This is a genomic window from Helicobacter suis HS1, assembly GCF_026000295.1.
Taxonomy (GTDB): Bacteria; Campylobacterota; Campylobacteria; order Campylobacterales; family Helicobacteraceae; genus Helicobacter; species Helicobacter suis.
The window spans coordinates 509,657-535,166 of sequence record NZ_AP026769.1; the positions used below are offsets into that span (position 1 = coordinate 509,657).

A 25,510-nucleotide genomic window follows, 5' to 3' on the forward strand; every position below is an offset into this window, starting at 1 on the left:
AGTCCTTTATTGCACTTGTTGATAAGCTTGATCAATAGCCATCATGTTAGCATCAATTAAAGCCTGAGCCATCTTTTTACCCAATACTTCTTTGAAAGTGTTTTTAAAAAACTCCAACTCTAGCATGCCAGAAACTTTCATTAAAGCCCCTAACATAGGCGTATTAGGAATGGGTCGTTTGATCGTATCCATCGCTATTTTAATGCAATTAAGCGTGTAGAGTTTTTTATTAGCCAAATCAGGCTTTTTCTCTAATAACTCTTCTTTAGAGAGGTGGGTGGTGATAATATAAGTGGTTTCCTCTTTTTCATCTTCTGTAATATTTGCAATAAAAGTTAGCCCCGGATCAATAACTAAGACATAATCTGGATTCATGAATTTTTCATGGTTTAAAATGGGTTCTGAGTCAATCCGGTTATACGCCGTCATCGCCGCCCCTCTTTTAGCCGAACCATAGACTGCAAAGCCTTGTACTTCCTTGCCTGTAGTGGCCACCACATCGGCCAAACCCTTAGCCCCCGTAACTGCCCCCTGTCCAGCTCTTGCATGCCATCTAATCTGTAGCATTTTACTCCTTATTAATGTAGATTGATTAAATACGAAGTCGCGCCATTATACAGCCAAAATAAGAAATTTTGATTAATCCTAACTCATTTGGCGATCTTTTGCTAAATCCTGTAACCAGATAAAGACCTCAACCACACTTTGGTAAAGTTCAGGCGGAATTGCATGATCGACTGGTAAATGCAATAAAGATTCTACCAGACTCTCATTACAAAAAAGCGGAATATCAAAGGCTTTGGCCTTTTGCATAATGGCCTCTGCAATACTGCCCACACCACTAGCTACAACCTTTGGCGCGTGATCTTGCTCAATATTATAGGCCAGTGCTACAGCTTTTGGCATGCCCATTAATAACCCATTACCAAAGCGTCCATCTCTTGCCACGAAACAATATTTCTTGTAGCACTATTTTTTGTACGGCGTAAGAAATGGGCAATGGATCGCACTAACATATCGCTTTCAATATTAACCCGCCGTCCTTTTTTATAAGAAGCAAAGAGGGTATTTTTAAAGGTGTGCTCAATGATGACTAATTCAAAAAAATCTGCCTCTATGCTAGCAAGAGTAAGACTCACCCCATCAATGGCAATAGAACCCTTAGGAATGCATAACTCTAAAATATGCGTAGGGGCTTTAATTTGCACACAAACTTGATTACCCACAGGTTTACTTCCTAGTACAACGCCTATTCCATCAACATGGCCTTGTACTAAATGCCCATCTAAGCGATCGCTAGCCCTTAAAGCCGGCTCTACATGCACTAATGATCCCGGGCGATAGTTTTCTAGCGCAATGCTTTGTTGTGTATGCGTACTTAACTGCAAAGAAAAACCCCCTTGAGAAATCCCAACCACAGTCAAACAAGCCCCATTAACAGCGATACTATCACCAATTTTAGGTTGATATTGGCTTTTAAGCGCTAGTAAATCGCCTGAAAAGGAGTTTACAACAGCCATTTCTTGGATTAGTCCACTAAACACGCCTCAATCCTTTAGTTTTTAATGTATATGGCGTGTAAATTATAGTACAATGGAACTTTTTTATTATCATTAGAGGAAATAAATATGGAGCTTGTGGACACCCATTGCCATTTAGATCACCCCTCCTACCAAGCAGATTTTTTAAAAGTGTTGCAAAATGCCCAAGAAGTGGGGGTACAAACAGCGATTATCCCTGCTGCTAGTCCTAAGGATTTAAAACGCGCCATTGAGCTATGTGAAACCCACCAGAATTTATACTTTGCTGTGGGAGTACACCCCCTAGACTTAGAAGATTTTGATCTGAATGTTTTAAGAGAGCATATTACACACCCTAAATGCGTGGCTGTGGGTGAATGTGGGTTAGATTACCACCGCCTAGAGACACCCGATCAAACAGTTATAGCATCTCAAAAAGAGGCCTTTATTACACAAATTGATCTAGCCTTAGAATTTGAAAAACCCTTGATTGTGCACATTAGAGAGGCCAGTGAAGATGCCTACCTTATTTTAAAACAATACCCAAAACTTAAAGGGGTTTTACACTGCTATAATGCCCACCCCTTGCTTTTAAAACTCTCCTCTCAGTTTTACTATGGGATCGGAGGTGTGGCAACTTTTAAAAATGCCAAAGATTTAGTAGCCATTTTGCCCCAAATTCCTCTAAATCGTTTGCTATTAGAAACCGATGCACCCTATCTCACACCCCACCCTTTCAGAGGGCAACGCAATCAGCCCCACCACATTCCTCTAATCGCTCAAAAAATAGCAGAGGTGTGTTGCATTAATTTAGAAGATCTTGCCAAAATTACTACACATAATGCCAAAACTCTCTTTGGCTTACCAAAGGTTTCTTAAATGACTCCACCCTTAAAGAAATTTTTTATTCTTTTGTTTAGCTGTGTTTTTTTAATGCCAAATCTTAATGCCCAATCCATTATCAGTAACACGAGTTTAAAAACCTTAAATGCCTTTGGGGTAGATGTAGCGTTTTTAACAAGTGTGGAAAATACACAAACCCTTGAGAGTGTAGAACAAACCTTTGGTAAGTTGGTACAACGCTACGATGCTAATGGCATTTTTATCCCCACCATTAAAAGCATGCTCATTCAAGCTAATATCCCCGTAGAATTCTTATTTTTAGCTATGGCAGAATCTAAGTTTTCCGCCCGTGCTTATAGCGTGAAAAGGGCTGTAGGGATCTGGCAACTCATGCCAGAGACGGCTAAAATGCTAGGTTTGCATGTGGGGCGTTATTTAGATGAACGGCGCGATCCTATTAAAAGTACGCAAGCAGCGATTCGCTACTTCCACATGCTTTATAAACAAACCAAACAATGGTATTTAGTGGCTATGGCTTATAACTACGGGCTTAGAAGAGTACAAGAGGCTGTTGTATTAGCTGGCACGGATAATATCAATGTGCTTTTAGATGAGGATAAGAAATTTCTGCCTAAAGAAACACGCCACTATATCCGCTCTATCTTGAGTTTAGCCATTGCCTTTAATAATTTAGATACGCTAGGGCATAAAGCCTACTTACTCAATCGTGGCGCTAGACAAAGCTTAGCGAGTTTAGAGTTACAAGGGGGGACCTTATTCTCAGAGATAGCCAAAAGCGCCCACCTCTCTTTATCAGAACTCAAAGCCTATAACCACCAGTTCCGTTATAATTTTCTACCCACAGGAACTTCTAGTATGGTCTATATCCCTTATGAAAATCTAGCCTATTTTAGGCAACATTATAAACCAGGTAGTGGCGTGGCCGCGCTTTTTATCAGGCATAAAGTCAGACCTAAAGAAACTTTGTATTCTATCGCCCGAAGATTTCATAGCAGCGTTTCCATGATTAAATCTGCTAATAATCTAACAAGTTCTTATTTAAGCCGTAACCAACAGATCATGATTCCTGTGCTTAAAAAATCCTATCACTCTAAAAAAGTGGCACAAAATGAGTTTTAATGAAAGATAGTTATATTTTAGCGGCGCTGTGTGTGGTGTTGGTTAGTTGTACTAAAGAAAAAAGTACCCAAGTGAGTACACCGGTTACACACTCTGTTTTTAGTAAGCATGAAAGTTTGCGGGCTTATGAGGACGCTAGAGATTTTGGATCGCCCGAGCAACCCCGTCCTCATAAACATTCCTTTTTCTCTTTCTTCCACCGTCATAAAAAGAATAAAGCGCCTCAATCTGTAACTCCCTCTTCTACTAGCTTGACAGCGGGCATGCGCGATTCAGAGGCAATACAACGCGCTACGATGCGTCCTTATAGCGTGGGTGGGAAAATGTATTATCCAACTAGAGTTAATGTCGGACAGACTTTTGATGGTTATGCTAGCTGGTATGGCCCTAATTTCCATGCTAAGCGTACCAGCAATGGGGAGACCTACAATATGTACGCCCATACAGCAGCTAATAAGACTTTACCGATGAATACTATTGTCAAGGTTACTAATAAAAATAATAATAAAAGTACAATTGTGCGCATTAATGATAGAGGTCCCTTTGTGGCTAATCGCATCATCGATCTTTCCAATGCCGCAGCTAGAGATATTGCTTTAGTTGGCAAAGGGGTTGCTCCGGTGCGTTTAGAGGTACTAGGCTTTGGAGGGCTAATTGCTAAGCAATATGAAAAATCACTTGATCAAAACAAGCAAGCTAAAGTACTCAAACAAGAATTTAAAGTAGGGGAGAGTCAAAAAACTTATAGTGGGGGCAATTTTTCTTTACAAATGGGAGCTTTTAGAAGCCAACAAGGAGCACTCCAAGCAAAAAGGGCTTTACAAGCGAGTTTAAAAGAAAAGAGCTACACCACCCAAGTAGTGGAGGGGATTAAAAGTAATAGACCCATTTATCGCGTCTTTATTGAGGGTTTTAAAAGCCAAGATGAAGCTAATGACTATGCTAAGACTTTGGGTAAACCTAGTATTTTGGTGCGTGAATAGGTGCGCTTAAATTCTGTATGGCTATTTTTTATCGGTTTGGCCATTGCTATGGGGGGGTTGATCTTATTTTTTCTTAGACCACAAAAAGATACAATGCCCACAAGTAAAAAATTTGCCAAGATTGAACTGCATAACTTTAACGCCTTCCAAACCAACACAACAGATACGGATTTAAGTATTAAGGGGAGTAGAGCCTTGCAATTTAGCGATCATGAAGTACTCTATGATTTTACTTTGAGTAAATTTGATCCAAAAAACCAGATGCTTGAACATGCCAAAGGGGAGGAATTGATTCGGCATGAAAATCTCTATAATTTTCCAAAAGGTGTACTCTACACCACGAGCAACCACGAAAGTTTTTGGAGTCAGAAAGGAGTTTATGATCATAGCAAGCAAACTTTCCAGGGGCAGGGTGATTTTTTACTTAGCGCACCAGAGGGGGATTTTAGCGGCCAAAATATTGCCTATAACCACATCACTAAAATCCTTAAAGCCCAAAGTATCCATGCCATTATCAATTTAGCCAGCGCAGAGCGATCCCAAAAAAATCCGCGCTCTCAAAGCTTTAAATTTTGAAAAGATTATTGTGTTATATATTGCTTGTGGGGTTAGTTTCTGCTTTGCCTATTAAAGAAACTTTAGAGGTAACCGCTGATAAATTTTTAGCCAATGATTTAAAGAAGATCACCATTATTGAAGGGCATGTACACATCAAAAAGGGTAAAGATACGCTTATAGCTAATAAAGTGATTATTTACACCAATGAAAAGCGCCAACCCACCCGATACGAGGCTTTTGGAGATGTTAAATTCCATTTGTTTACTCAAGATGGGCGAGAAGTTGAGGGGCACTCTGACCGGTTGATTTATAACGCCCTCAAACAAGAATACCGTCTCTTACAAAATGCGGTGGTTAATGAAATAGGTAAAGTCAACTCCGTTAAGGGCGAGGAAATTATCTTAAGCAAAGAACATGGCTATGCAAATGTTTTAGGGGGCAAGGATAAACCGGCTAGATTTGTCTTTGATATGGGTGATATGGAGGAAACACAAAAGAAACAGAAGGCTAAAAAGGCTAAGCAAAAACATGCCCATTAAAGTTTTAAAAACCCACTTTGTGCGATCTAGTACGCGTCTGCAAGATTGCCCGCCAGCTAACATGGCTGAAGTGGCGTTTTTAGGCCGTAGCAATGTTGGCAAAAGTACTTTTATTAACCAGCTTTTAGAGTGCAAGATTGCTAAAAGTTCAACCACACCGGGTAAGACCAAAACGGCTAATTTCTTCACCACCACTTGGCAATTAGAACAAGAGGTGGTTAAATTTGGTTGTGTGGATTTGCCCGGATTTGGGTATGCCAAAGTCTCTAAAAGTTTAAAACAAGAATGGGGAGGGTTTTTATACACTCTTTTAAAGCAACGGGTGAGTATCAAATTATTTTTACACCTCATAGACTCCAGACACCCTAATTTAGAAATAGATGCAGCGTTGCAACAATTCTTAAAGAGTGTGATCAAACCCGATCAACAGATCATGTGTGTTTATACCAAGTTTGACAAATTAAATAGCCACGATCAACATGCCCTTTATTATAAAACCCCACACTTGCTTGTCAGCACTCTAAAAATAGCAACCTTGCCCCCTAAATTTGGATCGTTAAAGGGTATCCAACAAAGAGTGATTCATGCTTTGTTAGGTTTATGATGCAAGCGCTCCCCTATTCTATTTATGGCCTGTGTTTTTATCTTTATAGCAACCTGTGTAGCCTCTATCCTACCATGCCCCCCTTGATTGGATTTTTATTTATCCTCTATAAAACGCGAGAAACTAAAGAACATCAAGATCGCTATGTAGTGTGGATTTTTATCTGTCTTTTGCTTTTAGAGGCTATCCATCAAGAACCTCTAGGGTTTTTAATTTTACTTTTTATCCTCTATGAAGAATTAGCAATCAAGCGCCTCCTGAGTGTTTTACAAGAACATATTTTATGGGATGCTTTCCACATTCTAGCTATTTATGTACTCTACTTCACCTTGCTTTCTTCTTTGCATAATACTCCCTTAAAGATGTGGGATTATCTCCTCTTTTGTAGCATTGTAGAATTTGTCCTATGGAGAATTTATGCAAAGTCTTAGACACCGCTTGACTTTGGGCTTTTTAGCCTTTGTGTGGGCGGTGCTTTTATTGCGTATTTTTATCTTAACCATTAAAACCAATGATTACTTTGAACAGCTTGCTTTGCGCAACATGACTAAAAAAGAAATTTTAGTCCCCACACGCGGGCTTATCATGGATAGACGCCACGAATTACTCGCCATTAATGAATTAGGTTTTAGTATTTCTCTAGCCCCTTCTCTTAAAAAAGACGCATTACAAACCCAATTAGAATTTTTACAACACTATTTCCCTACTCTAGATATTCAAGATGCCCTAGAAAATTACCAGCGCCAAAATTCTTTTTATAACCATAATACAATCCCTATTTTAGACTTTGTCCCCTATGATAAGATGCAAACCCTCTACCCTAAACTTTTATTAAACCCCCAAATTTATATCACAGCAACTAACAAACGCCATTATCCTAACAACACCCTAGCCTCCCATGTCATTGGCTATTTAGGAGCAGCCGATAGCAAAGATTTACAAAGCGATCCAAAAAGCCAATACACCCACACCATAGGCAAAACAGGCTTAGAAAAGCAATATAACGATCTTTTACAAGGTGAAATGGGTTATAAGCTTGTAAGTGTCAATGCGCTTAACCAAGAATTAGAAGTGTTAAAAAAACAAGAACCCAAGACGAATAATAATTTAATTCTAAGTTTAGATAAACGCTTGCAACAACGCGCCGATGCGCTTTTTGTAGATAAACGAGGGGCGTTAGTGGTGATGGATATACATACTGGAGAGATTTTAGCCGCCGGTAGTTATCCTGAATATAACCTCAATGAATTTATCGGGGGCATTAGTGTGGCTAATTGGAAGAATCTACAAGAGGATATTTACAACCCTTTATTAAATCGTTTTACCAATGGGCTTTATCCGCCCGGATCGGTGGTAAAAATGGGTTCGGCTTTAAGTTTTTTAGAATACCTCCCTATCACCGAAAAAACGCAAATCCCCACCCCCGCTTATATTGAAGTGGGCAAACGCAAGTTTAGAGACTGGAAACCCGGAGGGCATGGAGAGAGTGATTTATACAAGGCCATTAAAGAATCTGTAGATGTTTATTTTTATAAGTTTGCTTTAGATATTTCTATTGAAAACCTAGCTAAAACCTTAAGACAAATGGGATTTGGGAAAAAAACAGGGATAGATTTACCCAATGAATTTGTCGGAATCTTGCCCGATCCTAGCTGGAAAATGAAACGATTTGGAGATGTATGGAACACTGGCGATACTTTAATCACCTCTATAGGTCAGGGTTCTTTTTTAGCCACCCCTATACAAGTGGCTAATTACACCGCCTTAATTGCCTCAGGCAAGCTCCCCACCCCCCACTTTTTTCTAAAAGGCCAATTCCCTGTTAGAGATGTGCTCAATAGTTTCCAAAAATCTAAACTAAGTGCTTTGCGTCAGGGCATGTATGAGGCTTGTAGCACACAAGGGGGGACGGCATATTACAGCACGCGAGGGGTTAAGGTGGCTTTGGCTTGTAAGACGGGTACGGCTCAGGTCGTAGAAATTGATCAAAGCACTAAAACCCGTATTAAAGAACAAGATATGGAGTATTTACACCGCTCCCATGCTTGGATCACCGCCTTTTTACCTTATAAAAAGCCCAAATATGTGATCACCATTTTAGTTGAACATGGAGGCGGGGGGAGCAAAAACGGGTTTATTCTTAAAGAAATGGCCAATGCTTTAGTAGAATTAGGCTATATCAAACCCTAAACATATTCTAAAATTTCGCGTAAATCTGTTGTTTGCGCCACGATCTTAGCCGCTTTTTTAACAATTTCTTTAGCATTAAAGGCAATACTCACATCAGCTAAGGCAAACATGCCAATATCATTAGCCCCGTCTCCGACAACTAAAGTCTGCTTAACCCCCAAAAGCCCTTGCAAACTTTGTAAAAGCTCAAATTTAGAATCCCCGCGCATCATCGGGCCACTTACTTGCCCGTTTAACACCCCTTTTTCTACATGTAAAGTGTTGCTAAAATCCCCGTCTAATTTTAACTTCTCTTTAAAAAATGAGGTGGCTAATGTAAAACCCCCACTAAAACACACCACCTTATAACCCCGTGCCTGCAAACCTAATACCACTTCATAAGCCCCCTGTTGTAAAGGCAGGTTTTCACAAATATTTTTAGCTTCTTTAAAATCCATGCCTTTTAAACACGCCACCCGGTGCATTAAACTTTCATAAAAATCCATTTTCCCCTCCATAGCTTTTTGCGTGATTTCTTTAATTTCTGCATCTGCCTTGTAAGCTTGAGCCAAAACCTCTAAAGTCTCAGCTTTAATTAAAGTTGAATCAAAATCAAATACCGCTAGTTTCATGGTGCTCCTTAAAACTTTAAATTAGCCAGAAAATGCACCTGCCCAAAGGCTAGACCTGCATCGCTACAGGGTAGAAGTTTAGGCAGAAAAAAGGGGTGGTTTTTAAATAAATCTGTAATGCACTCGCATAAAAGACGGTTTAAAAACACCCCACCCCCAAAGAGTATGGGCAGGTTATAAGACTGCGCTAGATTAAAAGTAATATGGGCTAGGGTGTTATGGAATTTTCTAGCCACTAGGGCATATTTTTTTTGTAAAATCTCGGCTTGCATTTCCTCTAACATGGAGGCATAAAGGATTTTTTGATCGTGGATTTTAAAAGAATAATGCGCATTGCTTGACACACTTCTTGCCAAACTCTCTAATTGCATCGCCACTTGGCCTTCATAGGTATTAAACGCGCCCACACCACAAAAAGCAGCAATAACATCAAAAAGGCGGCCTAAAGAGGTGGTAGAACACACTTGAATTTGTTTATCTAGCATATTTTGAAGAGTGAGAGCATGGGGAATTTTAAGGTACTCTAATAGATCTGTTAAATGGTATTGATAAGCTAAAGCATAGCCTAGTACTTTAGAATCTTTAATGAGTTGCTCTGATTGAGGGATTAAAAAACTCTTTAAAGATAAAATCCGCTCTATTTGCCAAGACCCTTTAAAACATGCCTTAAAAACCTCACAGCCCCATAATTCTTGATTTTCCCCAAGCCCAAATCCATCGGCAATAAAACCTAAAAGCTCCATGCCTTCTTTAAGGCTATGTTCTAGTTCCCATTCTCCTAATAGCGCGTGAAAATGGGCTCTATGGTGCTGGATAGGCATTAATTTAGCTTTATTGAAAGCCATTTCTTGCCCAATTTGGCTAGAAATATATCTAGGGTGTTTATCTATGCCAATACTTTCAGGTTGCCCGTATAATTTGGTGTAAAAATCTAGTGTGTTTTTATAATGCTCAATACTAGATACACTTTCTAAAGAGCCTAAATCGGGTATTATCAAAGCTTTATCTTGGTGTGCAAAACATAAACTGGCTTTATGGTGTGCTCCCATGCCAACTAAAAAAGATTTAGCTTTCATGTCTAAATAAAGAGGAGCTAGGCCTCTGCCTAAACGCACAATCCCCATTTGTTGCCCCACACAGCGCACCACGCTATCATCAATGCCATGTATAATAGGGCGGTTGTGATCTAAAATATATTTTAAGGGTAATTTATCTTGCAGACTTTTTAAATCTGTAATAATGGGCTCTCCTTTTAGATTTGCGCTAGTAAAAACTAGCGATCCACAAGCACGCGTTAGTAGATAATGCAGCCCGCTATAAGGCAAAATCACCCCCAAGCTATCTAAATTAAGCGCTAGATGATCAAAGTGGTTATTTTTCTTAAGAGCTAGCACAATAGGGGCTATTACTGAGCTGAGAGCCTCACGCTCTAAAGAGTTTAAATACACAACTTCTAAGGCTTTTTCTAAAGAGGGTAACATCATCGCTAGAGGTTTAAACGGCCGTGCCTTGATTGTACGGATAGTTTGCACAGCCCTTTTATTCTCTGCTTGACACACAAGAGCAAAACCCCCAATGCCTTTTAAACCCACCACTTCCCCGTCTAAAATAGCCTCAATAGCTTTCTCTAGGGGGTTTTTTATGTGTCTGCCTTTGGGATCATAAAAAGTTAAAGAAATAGGGCAATGCGGGCAAGAGAGGCTTTGGGTAAAAAAGCGGCGGCTTTGTGGGTTATGATAATCTTGTGTACAGTCTTGACAAAAGGGGAAGTTTTGCATGGAAGTATGGGCGCGATCATAGGGCAAAGTATAAAGTAAACTAAATCTAGGCCCACAATGCGCACAGGCAACAAAGGGATAGTTAAAAAAACGGCTGGAGGGGTCATTAAAATCTTTTAAACACGCCTCACAAATGGCTAAATCTAAAGGTAAAGTATCTTGCAAGCTTAGGTGTGGGGATAGACTAGGGGCGATGGTAAAATCTTGTGTTTTTAGGGGGGGGTGGCTGTGGTGTTCTAGGTGGCTGATATAAGCTTTATGGGGTAATTGGGTTTTTAAAGCCTGTAAAAAGGCAGGTAGTAGCGCCTCCTCTAGCACCACCTCCACCCGTCCGCCTATATTGCGTACAAAACCATGCGCGCCTAATTCTTTAGCTAATTTATAAACAAAGGGCCTAAAACCCACCCCTTGTACGCGTCCACTAATAATAATTCTTACATGCATTCAATAAAGTTGCATCGTCGCGCAGTGTAAACTCCCATGTTCTCTAATCAAGATAGAACAATCAATGCCCACTACTTCTAATTGGGTGAATTTCTCTAAAATTTTGATAGCAATTTCATCGGCTGGATCGCCATAGGTGGGGACAAACAACACCCGTTGCCCCCCGCTATTGGCAAATAAAAAATTAGCATAGGTAGCAGGTAGGCGTTTTTCTTGGTAGTATTTAGGGCTTGGCAGGGGCAAGGGGATTAAACGATAAGATCGCCCCTCAAGAGTTTTAAATGTTTTTAATTGTTGCTCCATTTGTTTTAAAGGCTGGTAATGTGAATCGCTAGTATCATTACAAACAACATAGGCAATTGTTTGTGGGTCTAAAAAGCGCGCGAGAGTATCAATATGCCCATCTGTATCATCACCTTCTAAAGGCGGCGTATCTAGCCATAAAATGCGCTCTAAACCTAGTTCTTGTTTAAGAATTGCGCTTAATTTATTAGCCTCCATATTGGGGTTGCGATTTGAATCTAGTAAACATGCTGAATTAACAAGCAAAGTCCCCGCTCCATCGCTTTCTACTCCCCCTCCCTCTAAAACTAAATTTACATGGCGTAAAGGGTGTTTTAATAACCCTTTTTGGGCTAATTTTGCGCTCATAGCATTATCTAAATTGGCTGGATACTTCCCCCCCCACCCATTAAAGATAAAATCTAAATAAAGTAAAACCCCATTAGTTTCTACACATAGAGGCCCAAAATCGCGTACCCATGTGTCGTTGTATTCAGCTAAAACAATTTGTACCTGCCCTAGACGCGCTAGGCGATCTTGAGTCTGTGCGTCATTGGGGTGTACGCAAACTAAAACCTGTTGGTATCTAGAAAGCGTACAAATGCAGTTATAAAAACTATTCTGTGCTTGCTCTAAATACGCCCCCCAATCACTAGCCACATGGGGAAAGGCAATTAAAATCGCGCTTTGCTCCTCCCACTCAGCCTTAAATCGCTTCACCTCAACCTCCAAAAAACTTTTATCTGCTATTATATCTTAGTGGAGAGTGAATGGTTTTAAGCATTGAAAGCAGTTGTGATGATTCTTCTTTGGCTTTAACTTGTCTACAAAGTAGCCAACTTTTATGGCATGCTAAAATCTCTCAAGAGAGCGCGCATAGCCCTTATGGAGGCGTTGTACCTGAACTAGCCTCGCGCTTGCATGCAACCAATTTACCCATACTCTTAGAAAAAGCAAAATCTTTTTTAGATCAAAAAGGGCATTCTTTTAGCGATCTTAAAACTATCGGGGTAAGCACTTGCCCGGGGCTTAGCATCACGCTTTTAGAAGGGCTGATGATGGCTAAAACTTTAGCGCTAGGGTTACAAATCCCCCTTATTAGTGTTGATCACCTCAAAGGGCATTTGTATTCACTCTTTATTAATAACCCCAAAGCGCAGTTTCCTTTAAGCGCGCTACTTGTCTCTGGAGGGCATACTTTACTCTTAGAATGTAACAGCCACACGGATATAACAATCATCGCTAAAAGCCTAGATGATAGTTTAGGCGAAAGTTTTGATAAGGTTTCTAAAATGCTAGGTCTTGGCTATCCCGGAGGCCCTATTGTTGAAAACTTAGCACAATCTTGTTTGGATAGCGATGCCTTAAATTTTCCGCTTCCTCTCAAGCACAATAATAATCTAGCCTTTAGTTTTTCGGGTTTAAAAAATGCTGTGCGTTTAGCTATTTTGGAGCAAAAAGAGCAAGGGGAGCTTTCAGAAGTGTTTAAAACGCGGGTGTGTGCGGGTTTTCAAAAAATAGCATGCGCGCATTTACTGCGGGTTTTAAGAAACTACTTTAGCAAAAAAGAGATTTGTAATTTTGGTCTAGTAGGCGGTGTGAGCGCGAATTTATTTATCCGTAGAGCCATTGAAGCACTTTGTCAAGAGTTTCAGATTCAATTATGGCTTGCTCCTTTGGAGTTTTGTAGCGACAATGCGGCCATGATTGGGCGCTGCTGTGTACAGAGTTTTAAACACCAAGAATTTGCGTCTCTGCAAAGTTTAGACATTTGCCCGCATACTTCTTTGCCTTATGTGGGCCAAACATAGTTGTAATTTTGCTATCATAGCAACTTGTATTGCTTACAATAGGAGGTGCTTGTGTTAGAAATGTTAAGTAGCTCTCGGACTAGAACGGTACTCTATCTAGTTGTCCTTTTGGGTCTCTTTACTTTTTTTATTTTCATGATCGTCAAGCGCGATTATGCCAATTTAACCGAAATACAGGGGCGTATGGTAGCCCAAAGCGTCAATGCCTCTATTATTAATACGATCGTGCAGGCTATCACAGTGGGCACAACTAAGGCAATTTATAAAGCCATTGATGATAGCAATAAATTACCCGGAGTGGAAATGAAGTTTTATCCCGGAGAGCCAGATATCCGCCTCTTTGGGCTAAATCAAACTTTCACTAAAGACCCTCAGATATTAAAGTTTTTCCAGAACCCCAAAACACCCCAAGAAATTTTTATGCATGGGGAGGGTGAAAATAAAAAAGTGGTGGTACTCCAGCCTTTAGTAGGCGATGCGCAGTGTGTGAGTTGCCATACTAATAATAAGCCCGGGGACATGATTGGGGTAATGGAGGTTAAACTCTCCTTAAAAGAATCTTATAATAACGCTAAGACTTTTAGTACTAAGACTTTAATCTGGATGATAGGGATTTCTTTAGGAATCACTATTCTACTTGCAGTTGTCGTACAAATAAATGTCATTGTACCACTTGCCAGATTTAGAGATACAGCTAAAAATTTAGTTTCTTCTAAAGAAGCAGATCTAACCAAGCGCTTAAATATCCAGACTAAAGATGAAATCGGGATTGTGGCTGGCTTTATTGATCAATTCTTTGATAAGATCGCAAGGATTATTCGGGTTGGTAAGCAAATTGTAGATGATAATAACCGCACAGGTGAGGCTCTTGAAAAATCTACAGTGATTTTAAGACAAGCAGCACAAAAAGAAGCAAATGCCATGCAAAGCCTTAGAAACATCAACCGCGAAGTTGAAGAGAGTTTGCAAATAGCACAAGGTAATTTGAGTGAAACCATTGCTAACTTGAATACAACCGATGTAACCCTCAATGAGTTTATCGCCAAAATCCAAAAGTCTGTGGATTTAATCCTTGCTTCTGTACAAAGCCAACAAGAGATTGCCACCGATTCAACCGCACTTGTCCAGCATGCTACTGAAATAAAAAGCGTGCTTTCTATCATTGAAGAAATTGCCAATCAAACCAATTTATTAGCCCTTAATGCGGCCATTGAAGCGGCTAGAGCGGGTGAACACGGCAGAGGCTTTGCGGTGGTGGCTGATGAAGTGCGCAATTTAGCCAGTAAAACCCAAAAATCTCTAGGTGAGATCACGGCTATGGTTAACATGGTAACCCAAAGTATTGAAAACATGGGCGAGAGGGTGCAAAGTGTTGCCACACAATCCCAAGAGGTTTCTGATAAAACCTCGCTTTTGATCACAGATGCCAAAAGTGCTAAGGATAATTTGACTCTAACTAAGCAAAAATCCCAAGATACGGTGAGCCAAAATGAAACGGTTCTAGCTAAAATGGAGGAACTTAGCCGGGTGATTGATGATTTTAGTAAGACCTTTGTAGAGATTGGAGAGATACGCAAAGAACTAGGGAATTGTAATACGCAAATGATTACCAACAATCAAGAATTAGGCAAAGAATTTAATAAGTTTAAAGTCTAGTTTTGCGTTGTGTGTTGTGCCTAGCATGGACTAGGCCTTTTAACCTTCTTTGCAAGCGTTGTTATGATGACTTGCCTCTTGTCTTCCAAACCCAAATGATACACGGCTTGCCCGTTTATAGTTTCTATCTTTATGAGGAGATAGAAATGCTTCTTAAAAGCAAATATAAAACACTGGGTAGCCGTATTCTAAGCTTACTCTCTCAAAGAGCAAGAGAATATTTTTGCGCCCACTACACTTTTAAATCCTCTCCCCTCTATGCCTTGCCCATTGATGATCATGTCAAAAGAGGCTATTCGCATACAGCTATCATTGCCCGTACTTTTTGCAAAAGAGAACTTAAGAATCACTGTAAAGCCGTTTATGCCAAACTCATGGCTAAATCTACTGTAACTTATGCGGGAACTAGTTATCAATTTAGACAACAACACAAAAAAGACTTTGTTTTTAAAGGAGATCCTAATCTTAATTATTTTCTAGTTGATGATGTACTCACTACGGGTAGTACAATGCAAGAGGCTATAAAGACCGTGATAGATTCTGGGGCGCGCGTGATCTTTGCTTTAGTGCTGGCTAAAACTTGAGGGAGATATCCAAATGCTAAAATATTTAAGCTTGTTTGGCTGGTATAAGCTTTACATCTTGGGTCTAAACCAGTGCACAAAGCCTCGAATGCTAATGGGCAGATGTTAGGCAAAAGTTTTATATCCGTAAGCTAACCATTCATAAGAACAAGCAAACGGGCAGGGTGGGTTTTCACTACTTCGCGGTAGATACTAGCAAATACCGCATAATTCTTTGTAGGAGTGAGCAGTCCCCTTCGTTTAGTTTGTGGCGCTTTCTTTCAGGTGGAGTTTAGAAATAAGGAGGCGATAAAGCCTTTAGACTCTTTGCGCTCAAAACACTGACTGTGGCGAGCAATACAAAAGTAGAATTAAAAAAGTAATCTTATTTCAAAGGAGAATCGAAAATGTTAAAAGGTGTTTTGTTGTGTAGGGTTGGTAGGTGTACTTTGCAGTGCGCAGGCTGAGGGAAAGGGCGATGCATATTTTTCAATGGTTCAAAAAGCTTTTGAAGATAAAGATTACCAGCAAGCTTTAGCATACTATCAAAAAACAGCAAATATAGGAAGCGCTAAGGCTTATGACGGTTTGGGGGTCATGTATGAGATGGGAACGGGTGTGAGAAAAAATTACCAAAAGTCCTAAAATATTACAAGAAAGCAGCAGACACGGGAGATACTGAGGGTTATGACGACTTGGGGTTCATGTATTATGCAGGGAAAGGTGTGGGAAAAGACTACCAGCAGGCTTTAGCATATTTTAAAAAAGCCTGTGAGCTAGGATATGAGGAAGCGTGTAGTAAATCCCTCTGAATTAATGCTTGCTTGAGTGGCATATTCTTTTGGAATTTCTACACGGATAAAATCTAGCCCAAGTTGCGCACACGCAACCCCTGTTGATCCACTCCCACAAAAGCAGTCTAATACAATTGGAGGCTCTTCTTCATTTTTAGGTACAACTTCTAAAAGGCGTTCGAGTACTTCTAAGGCTTCTTTATGGGGTGGTTTTGGCCTCAATGTAGCCAAATAAAAGTATCACCGCCAATACAAATATCTTTATCACCAAAATAATCACCAAAATAAGCCACGGCTTTGCAAATACTATCCACATATTTACTCACACCCACAATTACAAGATCCCCCCTTTAACCTTTTTCAATTTCTTAGCCAGTTGCGCCGTTACAAAGCTTTTGTAGTAGCCGTGTGGGTTTTATAGTGGGTGTGGATTTCTCCATAGTGGATAGCCCCTACAAGTGTGCCATCAGTATTAGCCGGGTGTGAATCAGCCTTAGTGAGTCCATTCCCACGCACAAACTCCCCAATTTCCCCCAATCTCACCCACTCCACCCTAAAACTCTCTTTGAGTAGGGGGTGTTTAATAAGGCTTGTTGGGGGGTTAAAGCCGTCTTGAAGTGCTGGGTTTTGTATGTCTGTGTCTTGGCTTTTTTGTAACTCTATGTGTGTTTGTTCTACTGACCTGAAATTTGTTTCTCTGGAGGCATTAAACTCGTAAATTAAAAGCGCATTAAGATAGTAATGAAATTGTTTTTTTCTAGCTGTAAGCTCTGCTGTAAGCTCTGCTGTAAGCTCTGCTGTAAGCTCTGCTGTAAGCTCTGCTGTAAGCTCTGTAAGGCAATCAAGAATGGTTACTATTCTCTCTTGAATAAAGAGAGGGGGAAGGGGGATTTTGAGGGTTTTAAAATCAGTTTTATTAAATTTTGGGTGTGCCCCTTGCGTGGTGATACTAGTGATAGCTTTTTGGAATAAAACTGATTTGAAAAAGTAAAACATAAAGTTAGATAACAAACGACTATCACATGGTCTAATTAAAATTGAATTAGTGGCTAAGCTCATAGGTTGCCCTAAATCAGGAACTTTAAAACACACCCCAACACTTCCAATATTGCACATGACCACATCATTTTAAGAAAATGATAAGAATATTCATTGATATAAACAAAAGGAGGTGATATAAACAAAAGGAGGACGCCAACCATTACTAAAGTCTTTTAGACGCACTAAAATAGCGTAATCTTCTGCGTGCAAATATTGGACATGGCAACTCAGAATTTTAAAACTACCATTAGCTACATAATCCACAACGCTACACACCTCCCCCAACTCCACAAACTCCACCCCTCGTACTCTAAGTTCTTTTAACGCTTTTTCTAAAGGTAAGTTTTGTAATCTCGCGTGCAAATCCTCTTGTTCTTTTTTACACTCTCTTAAGTTTGTAGTCTGCTTTAGGTGTTTAATCTCACTTGTTGGGGTGTTTAACGCCTCTTTAAAAGCTGGACCTTGTGGGCTTTGCTCATTAGATCGCTTCTCTTTCATTCTTTAAAAATCTAAAAACCTTTAACCTTTCTGTATGCAACTTGTAGCTTGCCTACAATTCCCCCAACCCCCATTTTAGCCCTTGCTCAAGTTTTAGGTTTATCCTAACTGCCCTAAAAGCGCCTCTAGTCCCTCTCTTAACTGCGTTTGCCTTGCTACAATATTAGCAATTTCTGTATTCAAGGCCTTAATGTCTATTTTTTCTGTATTCTCTTTGGCTAAAACATATCTTTCAGCAGAAAGATTATAACCATTCTCTTTTATTTGCTCTATGCTAGCTAGAGTAGAAAAATGCGCGATTTGCTCCCTGTTTTCATAGACCTTTACAATCTTTTCTATGTGGCTCTTACCTAGTTTATTTTTAATCCCCTCTCTTGTATATTCCTCTTTAGCATCTATAAAAAGCACCTTATCATCGCCTCTACTCTTTTTAAGCACCACAATAGCTGTGGCAATATTGGTTCCAAAGAAAAGATCAGAGGGCAGGGCAATAATGGCATCTATAAAATTACGATCTACCAGATATGATCTAATCTTGGCTTCAGCCCCACCTCTATCAAGCACCCCCGGATACTGCACGATAGCCGCAGTTCCTTTATTAGAAAGCCAAGAGAGCATGTGTAAAGTAAAAGCTAGATCGGCCTTGCTTTTAGGGGCTAGCACTGAAGCAGGTGAAAAACGCGTATCATTAATTAAAAGCGGATCATCTTTGCCTATCCAGCTTTTAGAGTAGGGCGGGTTGCTCACAATGACATCAAAGGGTTCTGCATCTTGTAATTGATGTGAAACTTGTCATAATCAACATTATGTAAAAGCATATTAGCCCGGCACAGGTTATAGGTGGTTTGGTTAATCTCTTGTCCAAAAAAGCCCTGTTTGATATTTTCAACCCCCAAAATTTTAGCAAACTGGAGCAAAAGCGAGCCACTCCCACAACAAGGATCATACACTTTATTAATGCTCTTTTGTTTATGAATAACTAGTGTTGTTAAAAGTTTACTCACCTCTGGAGGGGTAAAAAACTCACCCCCACTTTTGCCTGCCGTGCTAGCATACATACCCATTAAAAATTCATAGGCATCTCCAAAGACATCAATACCGTTTTTCTGATAATGACTAATCTGCATGCTAGCCACTCCCTCTAAGAGCCTAGCAATGTTTTCATTTTTCGATTTAACGCCATTACCTAGCTTGTCGCTATTCATGTCTAAATCTGCAAACAACCCTTTAAAATTCTCCTGTGCCTCACTTTGCAAACTAGAGGCTTCAATATTTTTAAAAATATCATTGAGGGTTGTATTGAGTTTTCCAGCCTTTAATAACGGTCCAAGATTTTCAATCACATTTTCAAAAAGCCCACTGGGAGGAATATAAAAGCCCTTTTCCTCTAAAAGCATTTCTTTAGCTAAATTGGCTTTTTCATCTTTTAATTTCGCGTAATTAAAGCTTGCATCTCTTTTTTGCTCTGTCTCATTGATATAGTTAGCTAAATTTTCAGAGAGATAGCGATAAAGAATCATCCCTAAAACAAATTGCTTAAAATCCCACCCATCTACCGCACCTCTGAGTTTGTCAGCAATGTTCCAAATAGCCTTAAAGAGGTGATCGCGGTGTGTGGAGCTAGTTTGTAGGTCAAGAGTCTCTGGCATGTTTTAGGCTTCTATGCTAGACCATTCATTGCGTTTGGCTAAGAATTCACGCGCTAGATTTTGCGCACCCTCTAGTGTGTGGTTAGCCGCCCAGCCACATTGTTTTTCATTGCTAGCGGGTACTTCTTTTGCTTTAAGCACATCTTGCATGGTTTGTTCTAAGATTTCAAGAATACCCTCATAATTTTCATGGTTTAACACAGTCAAATAAAAACCGGTCTGGCATCCCATAGGCGACCAGTCAACAATATAATTTGCGTGGTTGCGGATCAATTCTGCGACTAAGTGTTCTAGCGAATGCAAACTAGGCATGTCCATGTGTTCTTTATTGGGCTGTTTAAAGCGCACATCATACTTAACGATAATATCCCCGTGCTCTCCTATTTTGCGATCGGCAACACGGACATAAGGCGCTTTGACCTTTGTGTGATCTAGATTAAAACTCTCAACATTCATTTTCATGTATCACTCCTTATTAAATGGGGCATTCTAGCATATCCCTTATTGGACTAACTCAAAAGCTTGGCTTAAATCCTCTATTAGATCCTCACTATGTTCAATCCCAATAGATAAACGCACTAAACCCTCTTTAATCCCTGCTGCCTCGCGTTTTTCCTTAGGAATAGAGGCATGCGTCATAGCAGCCGGAATTTCAACTAAACTCTCCACCCCGCCTAAGCTTTCGCCTAGAATGAATAATTTTAAAGCCTGTACAAAAGCAATGGCCTTTTCCTCCTTTTTTAAAGTAAAAGAGAGCACCCCGCTAAACCCGCGCATTTGTGTTTTGGCTAATTGATAGTTGGGGTGTGTGGGCAGGCCGGGGTAATATGTGGTCTGTACTTGGGGGTGTGTTGTTAGAAACTCAGCGACACGCAGGGCGTTTTTTTGGTGCTCCTCCATGCGCACCCCTAGCGTTTTAATGCCTCGTTGCAATAACCAGCTATCTTGAGGGCTGAGTATCCCCCCAATGGCGTTTTGATAAAAACCAATCTCTGTAGCTAGATTCTCCTGATTGGTTGTAACAAGCCCGGCAATTAAATCGCTATGCCCTCCTAAATACTTCGTTGCGCTGTGTACAACAATATCAGCCCCTAGTTGGAGGGGATTTTGAAAATAGGGGTTGCAAAAGTGTTATCTACAATGGTAAGCAAATTATGGGATTTAGCAAGGTCAGTGCTAGCCTTTATATCTGTGATTTTTAAAAGGGGATTACTCGGGGATTCTAAATAAAGCGCTTTGCTATTAGGCTTAATGGCTTGTTTAATCTGTGATATATCGCTGGTATCAATAGAGGTATAGCTCAAGCCAAATTTTAAAAGGACTTTATCTAAAAGGCGGAAAGTCCCACCATAAACATCATCGCTAATTAAAATGTGATCGCCTGTTTGAAACAACGAAAAGACCGCATGAATTCCTGCTAAACCAGAGGCAAAAGCAAAACCTTTAACCCCCCCTTCTAAATCAGCAATCAGCTCTTCTAAAGCAAAACGCGTCGGATTTCCTGAACGCGAATACTCATAACCTTTAGGACGCCCCACCCCATTTTGCCGGTAGGTAGAGGTTTGATAAATGGGCACGCTCACCGCCCCGGTTAGCTCATCTTCACTAATGCCCCCGTGGATCAATTGTGTTTGTAAATGCATGGTTTTCCTTTTATGATCAAATTATAGATAAATGCCCTTGGATAAATAGCGATCGGCTGCATCCGCAAAGATTGTAAGAACACAACTTCTCTCTGGCAAGCGCTCTATTTCGCGCAAAGCCGCTGCAAAAGCAGCGCCACTAGAACTACCCACAAGTAAGCCGCTTTTCCGGGCTAATTCTTTGGTGTAATAAAACCCTTCATCATCTGAAATGGTTTCAAAACGCTCAATGGGCAAATCTGCAAGAAAGGGAGGGATAAATTCCACCCCAATGCCTTCAATCTTATGAGGATGGGCTACACCGCCATTTAGAATCGAACCCTCTGGCTCTACACCAATTAAACGAATAGAGGGAATTTGTTCTTTTAAGTATTTGGCTGTGCCGGCAAAAGTCCCCCCGCTTCCAATCCCAGCAACAAAGCTAGTGAGTTGGTTTCCTAGTTCTTGAATAATTTCTGGTCCTAATGTGTAATAGTAGGTATCTGGATTCTTAGGGTTTTCAAATTGCAAAGGCAAGTAACTATCCGGGATACTTTGGGCTAATTCTTTGCTTTTAGCAATCGCCCCAATAATGCCTTCCTCACTAGGCGTATTGATCACCTCAGCCCCTAAAGCTTTCATGAGTTGTTGTTTTTCCACACTAAATTTTTCCGGAACCACAAAAATTGTTTTTAAGTGGTGGTGCAAGGCTACAAGCGCTAAAGCAATCCCAGTATTACCAGCTGTGGGCTCAATAATGGTTGTTTTTGGCGTGATTTGACCTGTTTTTAAGCCCTCTTCAATGAGATATTTTCCCAAACGATCCTTGATACTGCCCCCCGGGTTTAAATGTTCTAATTTAGCATAAATTACCGAATCTTTAGGCAAGGGATAATTTTCTTTGCTAAATTTAAAAACCGGGGTTGAGCCGATTGCCTGCGTAGTTGCGCTAATAACCATGTTGCCTCCAAAATTAAATCCAAAAGAATTATCAATCAAAATAAATACCAAACTAAACGCGCATTAGTTTACCCCTAGTAAGCTAATTTAAAGTTTTATAGAATTGTGTACACTACGCCACTGGTGATTTTAAGTTTTTGCTATAATTTCACCTATGCAACCTTTTAAAAGAATCTTACTCATCGGATCGGGTCCTATTGTCATTGGGCAAGCATGCGAGTTTGACTACTCCTCAAGTATTGCGCTTAAAACGCTTAAAAGCTTAGGCTATGAAGTGGTGCTTTTAAATTCTAATCCTATTACCATCAACACAGATAAAGCCCTGGCCTATAAAACCTATATTGAGCCTATTACTACAGATAATGTTTTAAAAATTGTGGCTTTAGAGAGTATTGAGGCGATTTTGCCCACTATGGGCGGACAAACAGCTTTAAATATCATCGTTGCCTTGCATAAACAAGGGCATTTTGAGGGCGCGCTAAAGGGTGTGAAACTTTTAGGGGCTAGCATTGAGAGTATTTTAAAAGCAGAAGATCGGCGCGCTTTTAAAGAGTGTATGCTCTCTATTGGGCTAGATTTGCCCAAAGGGGGTTATGCTTATAGTGAGGAGGATGCGCTTTCTGTGATCAAAGAGGTGGGTTTTCCTTGCATTATCCGCTCTAGTTTCACTCTAGGCGGGGAGGGTAGTTCTGTGGCCTTTAACATTGAGGAATTTAGAGAGCTCGCCCAATTTGCCCTAGAAGCCTCGCCTATCTCAGAAATTTTAATTGAGGAGAGTTTACTAGGCTGTAAAGAGTTTGAAATGGAGGTGGTACGCGATAAAGATGATAATTGCATCGTGGTGTGTTGCATTGAAAATGTTGATCCTATGGGTGTGCACACGGGCGATAGCATCACCATTGCCCCCGCCCTCACCCTCACAGACAAAGAATACCAGCGCATGCGCGATGCCAGTTTTGCGGTGTTGCGCGCTGTAGGTGTGGATACTGGCGGGGCTAATGTGCAGTTTGCTATTAAGGGGAGGCGTCTATTAGTCATTGAGATGAACCCTCGCGTGAGCCGTAGCTCCGCTTTAGCTAGCAAGGCTACACTTTTTCCTATCGCAAAAGTAGCCACACTTCTAGCACTAGGACAGAGCTTAGAGCACATTCAAAATGATATTACGCAGAGCACCAGCTGTTTTGAGCCCACCCTAGATTATGTCATCACTAAAATCCCGCATTTTGACTTTGAAAAATTCCCCCAAGTAGACACCACTTTAGGAACTTCTATGAAAAGCATTGGGGAGGTGATGGGCATTGGGGGGAGTTTTAAAGAAAGCCTGATGAAAGCCTTAGAGAGTGATTATCTTTTAAACAATCTGCGCGCGTTTTTAGAAAATCCTTTAGATTTAGAATTTTTAAAAAAGGAGTTGCGCCGCCCCAATCCTAAACGGCTTTTTTATGTGATGCATGCCTTTGGCATAGGCTTGAGTGTGGAGGAAGTGCATCAGCTTTGTTGCATTGATACCTACTTTTTAAACGAAATAAGAGAGATTGTAGAAGCTCTTTTAAATCTACGCACTCAGGAGGCAAACACTCTACTAAGTAATAAACCCGCTCTTTTTAAACTCAAAAGCATGGGCTGTAGCGATGCTTTGTTAGCTAGCTTTTTAAATAAGCAGGAGAGTACAATACGCGATGCGCGTAACCAACTCAATTTACACCCCTTGATGTATCAAGTGGATCTAAGTGCTAATGAATTTAAAAGCCCCACCCCCTTCTTTATAGCACCTATGCCCCCCCTTTGCTCCACACCCCCCTAAAATCCACCCGCTCTAAGGTGATCTTACTAGGCTCTAGCGCGAATAAAATCGGGGTAGGCATGGAGTTTGATTATGCGCTTACCCATGTCAGTTTAGCGCTTAAAAAAAGAGGATTTAGCCCTATTATCATCAATAACAATCCAGAAACCATCAGCACCGATCATGACACCAGCGACACGCTTTATTTTGAGCCTATTACGCTTGAGTGCGTGCTAGAAATTATCGTCAGAGAAAAAGAGCAATTACTAGGCGTAGTGGTGAGCTTTGGAGGACAGACCCCGCTTAAAATCGCCGCGGATTTAGAAAAACTGGGTATCCCTCTACTGGGCACAGCGTTTAAAAATATAAAAATTGCAGAAGAGCGTGATCTGTGCCACCAACTTTTAGATCGCCTCCATGTGGCCTATCCTAAGGGCTTGTGCGCACACTCCAAAGAACAAGCTAAGGAGTGCTTAGAAAAACTAGAATTGCCCTTGATTTTGCGCCCTAGTTTTGTATTGGGCGGAGCAAAGATGCGCATTTTGCACACTAAAGAGCAATGTTTAGAGTATATAGAAAACTATAGCTTTGAAACAAGCCTTTTAATAGATCACTTTTTAGAGGACGCACTAGAACTTGATGTTGATGCCCTGTGTGATCAAAAAAATGTGTTTGTGTGTAGCGTACTAGAACATATCGAGCCAGCAGGTATTCACTCAGGAGATAGTACCTGTTTTCTCCCCCCAAGTCTTAGCCCGGATCTGTTAGAAGAAGTGTATTACCAAACCCAAAAAATTGCGCTAGGATTACAAGTTTTAGGCCTACTTAATATCCAATTTGCCTACAAAGATCACCAACTTTTTGTATTAGAAATTAACCCTCGCTGTTCGCGCACAATCCCCTTTGTCTCTAAGGCTTTGGATTTAGATATTGCAGGGCTAGCTGCAGATGTGCTCATAGGGCAGAGTTTAGAGCAGATTGCTAAAGATGTTGCACTTGTGGCTAAAGAGGGGGGGTTGTTTGTGGCTAGGCCTTTGCATTATGTTTTTGTGAAGGAAAGCGTTTTTCCATTTAATAAGCTTTATGGGGCAGATTTAGTGCTAGGCCCTGAGATGAAGAGCACCGGTGAGGTAGCAGGAGTGGGGCATACCCTAGCTGAGGCCTTTTATAAATCCCAGCTAGCTAGCCATAATCCTATTAAACATAAGGGTAGTATTTTTATCTCTCTTAAAGATCGCGATAAACAAAAGGCTATGCCCTTGATACGGGCTTTAAAGGGTTTGGGTTTTAAACTTTATGCTACCACCGGCACGCACAAAGCCTTACAAGAAGGGGGACTAGAAAGTATTCAGGTGCTTAAAATTTCTGAGGGGCGTCCTAATATCTGTGATTTTATGCTCAACCACCAAATAGATATGGCCATTAATACTAGCGATGTTTTAAACGAAGATTCTAAGATTATCCGTATGCAAGTACTCAAAAACAAGATTTCTTATTTCACCACTTTAAAGGCCGTAGAAAAAGTGCTTTTGAGTTTATTAGAATATTCCAAGTTTAAAGACAATCCCCCCTTAAGTTTGCAGCAATTACAAAACACGGGGGATTGAATTTAGTAAACCCCCGCTTTAATGTTAAAAGAGC

General features: G+C 40.5%; 24 protein-coding genes and 3 pseudogenes. 14 read left to right on the forward strand and 13 right to left on the reverse strand.

From position 1 onward, the window contains the following. Positions 1-6: 6 nt before the first annotated feature. The 3 genes from OO773_RS02820 to ribE form a co-directional block, all read right to left on the reverse strand. The gene (locus tag OO773_RS02820; RefSeq protein ID WP_034375351.1) at positions 7-567 is read right to left on the reverse strand and encodes a pyruvate flavodoxin oxidoreductase subunit gamma; all 561 of its coding nucleotides are present in this window, start codon (positions 565-567) and stop codon (positions 7-9) included. Between the two features lie 78 nt (positions 568-645). Beyond that, positions 646-912, reverse strand: coding sequence for an EscU/YscU/HrcU family type III secretion system export apparatus switch protein (locus OO773_RS02825; RefSeq protein ID WP_176485245.1), 267 nt, complete (start codon positions 910-912; stop codon positions 646-648). Next, positions 912-1,544 (reverse strand): riboflavin synthase, encoded by a 633-nt coding sequence (gene ribE / locus OO773_RS02830; protein ID WP_006564681.1) that lies wholly within the window; start codon positions 1,542-1,544, stop codon positions 912-914. The genes OO773_RS02825 and ribE overlap by 1 nt, the downstream gene beginning before the upstream one ends. An 84-nt stretch (positions 1,545-1,628) precedes the next feature. On the opposite strand from ribE, the gene OO773_RS02835 reads away from it, so the two are divergent. From OO773_RS02835 to mrdA, 8 genes are all read left to right on the forward strand, one after another. Further along, complete coding sequence (locus tag OO773_RS02835; RefSeq protein WP_176485244.1) at positions 1,629-2,399, forward strand: TatD family hydrolase; 771 nt, start codon at positions 1,629-1,631, stop codon at positions 2,397-2,399. Next, complete coding sequence (locus OO773_RS02840) at positions 2,400-3,503, forward strand: lytic transglycosylase domain-containing protein (RefSeq protein ID WP_040499244.1); 1,104 nt, start codon at positions 2,400-2,402, stop codon at positions 3,501-3,503. A gap of 71 nt (positions 3,504-3,574) precedes the next feature. Beyond that, a complete protein-coding gene (locus OO773_RS02845; RefSeq protein WP_006564678.1) occupies positions 3,575-4,486 on the forward strand; it encodes a septal ring lytic transglycosylase RlpA family protein in 912 nt (303 codons plus the stop codon). A 93-nt stretch (positions 4,487-4,579) separates the two neighbouring features. Next, a complete protein-coding gene (locus OO773_RS02850; RefSeq protein ID WP_231102764.1) occupies positions 4,580-5,062 on the forward strand; it encodes a hypothetical protein in 483 nt (160 codons plus the stop codon). Beyond that, complete coding sequence (lptA, locus tag OO773_RS02855; RefSeq protein ID WP_238523939.1) at positions 5,059-5,583, forward strand: lipopolysaccharide transport periplasmic protein LptA; 525 nt, start codon at positions 5,059-5,061, stop codon at positions 5,581-5,583. The genes OO773_RS02850 and lptA overlap by 4 nt, the downstream gene beginning before the upstream one ends. After that, entirely contained in the window at positions 5,573-6,187 is a 615-nt protein-coding gene (yihA, locus tag OO773_RS02860) for a ribosome biogenesis GTP-binding protein YihA/YsxC (protein WP_176485243.1), read from the forward strand. The genes lptA and yihA overlap by 11 nt, the downstream gene beginning before the upstream one ends. Next, positions 6,187-6,618, forward strand: a complete 432-nt coding sequence (locus OO773_RS02865; protein WP_231102765.1) for a hypothetical protein — start codon at positions 6,187-6,189, stop codon at positions 6,616-6,618. Before yihA ends, OO773_RS02865 begins: the two co-directional genes overlap by 1 nt. Next, on the forward strand, positions 6,605-8,377 hold the full coding sequence (mrdA, locus tag OO773_RS02870) for a penicillin-binding protein 2 (protein ID WP_034375355.1): 1,773 nt from the start codon (positions 6,605-6,607) through the stop codon (positions 8,375-8,377). Before OO773_RS02865 ends, mrdA begins: the two co-directional genes overlap by 14 nt. On the opposite strand, the gene serB is transcribed toward mrdA, so the two are convergent. From serB to OO773_RS02885, 3 genes are read right to left on the reverse strand one after another with little or no spacing between them, the layout of a single operon-like run. Beyond that, a complete protein-coding gene (gene serB, locus OO773_RS02875; RefSeq protein WP_006564673.1) occupies positions 8,374-8,988 on the reverse strand; it encodes a phosphoserine phosphatase SerB in 615 nt (204 codons plus the stop codon). The two genes, mrdA and serB, sit on opposite strands and share 4 nt — an antisense overlap. A gap of 8 nt (positions 8,989-8,996) precedes the next feature. Continuing rightward, positions 8,997-11,210 carry a carbamoyltransferase HypF gene (gene hypF / locus OO773_RS02880; RefSeq protein WP_073115623.1) on the reverse strand — a complete coding sequence of 738 codons (2,214 nt, stop codon included), beginning with the start codon at positions 11,208-11,210 and terminating at the stop codon, positions 8,997-8,999. Next, the gene (locus OO773_RS02885; RefSeq protein WP_034375356.1) at positions 11,211-12,212 is read right to left on the reverse strand and encodes an agmatine deiminase family protein; all 1,002 of its coding nucleotides are present in this window, start codon (positions 12,210-12,212) and stop codon (positions 11,211-11,213) included. A gap of 50 nt (positions 12,213-12,262) precedes the next feature. Between OO773_RS02885 and tsaD the strand changes: the two genes are divergently transcribed. The 5 genes from tsaD (at position 12,263) to OO773_RS09950 (ending at position 16,334) form a co-directional block, all read left to right on the forward strand. Further along, positions 12,263-13,303 carry a tRNA (adenosine(37)-N6)-threonylcarbamoyltransferase complex transferase subunit TsaD gene (gene tsaD, locus OO773_RS02890; protein ID WP_006564670.1) on the forward strand — a complete coding sequence of 347 codons (1,041 nt, stop codon included), beginning with the start codon at positions 12,263-12,265 and terminating at the stop codon, positions 13,301-13,303. Between the two features lie 60 nt (positions 13,304-13,363). Then, positions 13,364-14,959 carry a methyl-accepting chemotaxis protein gene (locus OO773_RS02895; protein ID WP_034375361.1) on the forward strand — a complete coding sequence of 532 codons (1,596 nt, stop codon included), beginning with the start codon at positions 13,364-13,366 and terminating at the stop codon, positions 14,957-14,959. A gap of 107 nt (positions 14,960-15,066) precedes the next feature. Then, positions 15,067-15,543, forward strand: a complete 477-nt coding sequence (locus tag OO773_RS02900) for a ComF family protein (protein ID WP_232087164.1) — start codon at positions 15,067-15,069, stop codon at positions 15,541-15,543. Positions 15,544-16,014: 471 nt separating this feature from the next. Beyond that, positions 16,015-16,167, forward strand: a complete 153-nt coding sequence (locus OO773_RS02905; RefSeq protein ID WP_163499962.1) for a hypothetical protein — start codon at positions 16,015-16,017, stop codon at positions 16,165-16,167. 59 nt (positions 16,168-16,226) lie between these two features. Then, on the forward strand, positions 16,227-16,334 hold the full coding sequence (locus tag OO773_RS09950; protein WP_080552454.1) for an SEL1-like repeat protein: 108 nt from the start codon (positions 16,227-16,229) through the stop codon (positions 16,332-16,334). On the opposite strand, the gene OO773_RS02910 is transcribed toward OO773_RS09950, so the two are convergent. The 7 genes and pseudogenes from OO773_RS02910 to OO773_RS02940 all read right to left on the reverse strand — a co-directional run bounded on the left by OO773_RS02910 (position 16,299) and on the right by OO773_RS02940 (position 22,086). Then, the gene (locus tag OO773_RS02910) at positions 16,299-16,538 is read right to left on the reverse strand and encodes a DNA methyltransferase (RefSeq protein WP_040499243.1); all 240 of its coding nucleotides are present in this window, start codon (positions 16,536-16,538) and stop codon (positions 16,299-16,301) included. The genes OO773_RS09950 and OO773_RS02910 overlap by 36 nt on opposite strands. A gap of 162 nt (positions 16,539-16,700) precedes the next feature. After that, positions 16,701-17,432 (reverse strand): restriction endonuclease subunit S, encoded by a 732-nt coding sequence (locus OO773_RS02915; protein WP_264828667.1) that lies wholly within the window; start codon positions 17,430-17,432, stop codon positions 16,701-16,703. A 33-nt stretch (positions 17,433-17,465) separates the two neighbouring features. Next, the gene (locus tag OO773_RS02920) at positions 17,466-17,855 is read right to left on the reverse strand and encodes a hypothetical protein (protein WP_264828668.1); all 390 of its coding nucleotides are present in this window, start codon (positions 17,853-17,855) and stop codon (positions 17,466-17,468) included. A gap of 99 nt (positions 17,856-17,954) precedes the next feature. Further along, positions 17,955-19,504, reverse strand: a pseudogene (locus OO773_RS02925) (type I restriction-modification system subunit M). 3 nt (positions 19,505-19,507) lie between these two features. After that, positions 19,508-19,966, reverse strand: coding sequence for an S-ribosylhomocysteine lyase (locus OO773_RS02930; RefSeq protein WP_006564665.1), 459 nt, complete (start codon positions 19,964-19,966; stop codon positions 19,508-19,510). 39 nt (positions 19,967-20,005) lie between these two features. Then, positions 20,006-21,147, reverse strand: a pseudogene (locus OO773_RS02935) (cystathionine gamma-synthase). Positions 21,148-21,168: 21 nt separating this feature from the next. Further along, entirely contained in the window at positions 21,169-22,086 is a 918-nt protein-coding gene (locus OO773_RS02940) for a PLP-dependent cysteine synthase family protein (protein ID WP_034375391.1), read from the reverse strand. A gap of 145 nt (positions 22,087-22,231) precedes the next feature. On the opposite strand from OO773_RS02940, the pseudogene carB reads away from it, so the two are divergent. Next, positions 22,232-25,476 (forward strand): annotated as a pseudogene (carB, locus tag OO773_RS02945) (carbamoyl-phosphate synthase large subunit). Positions 25,477-25,510: the final 34 nt, after the last annotated feature.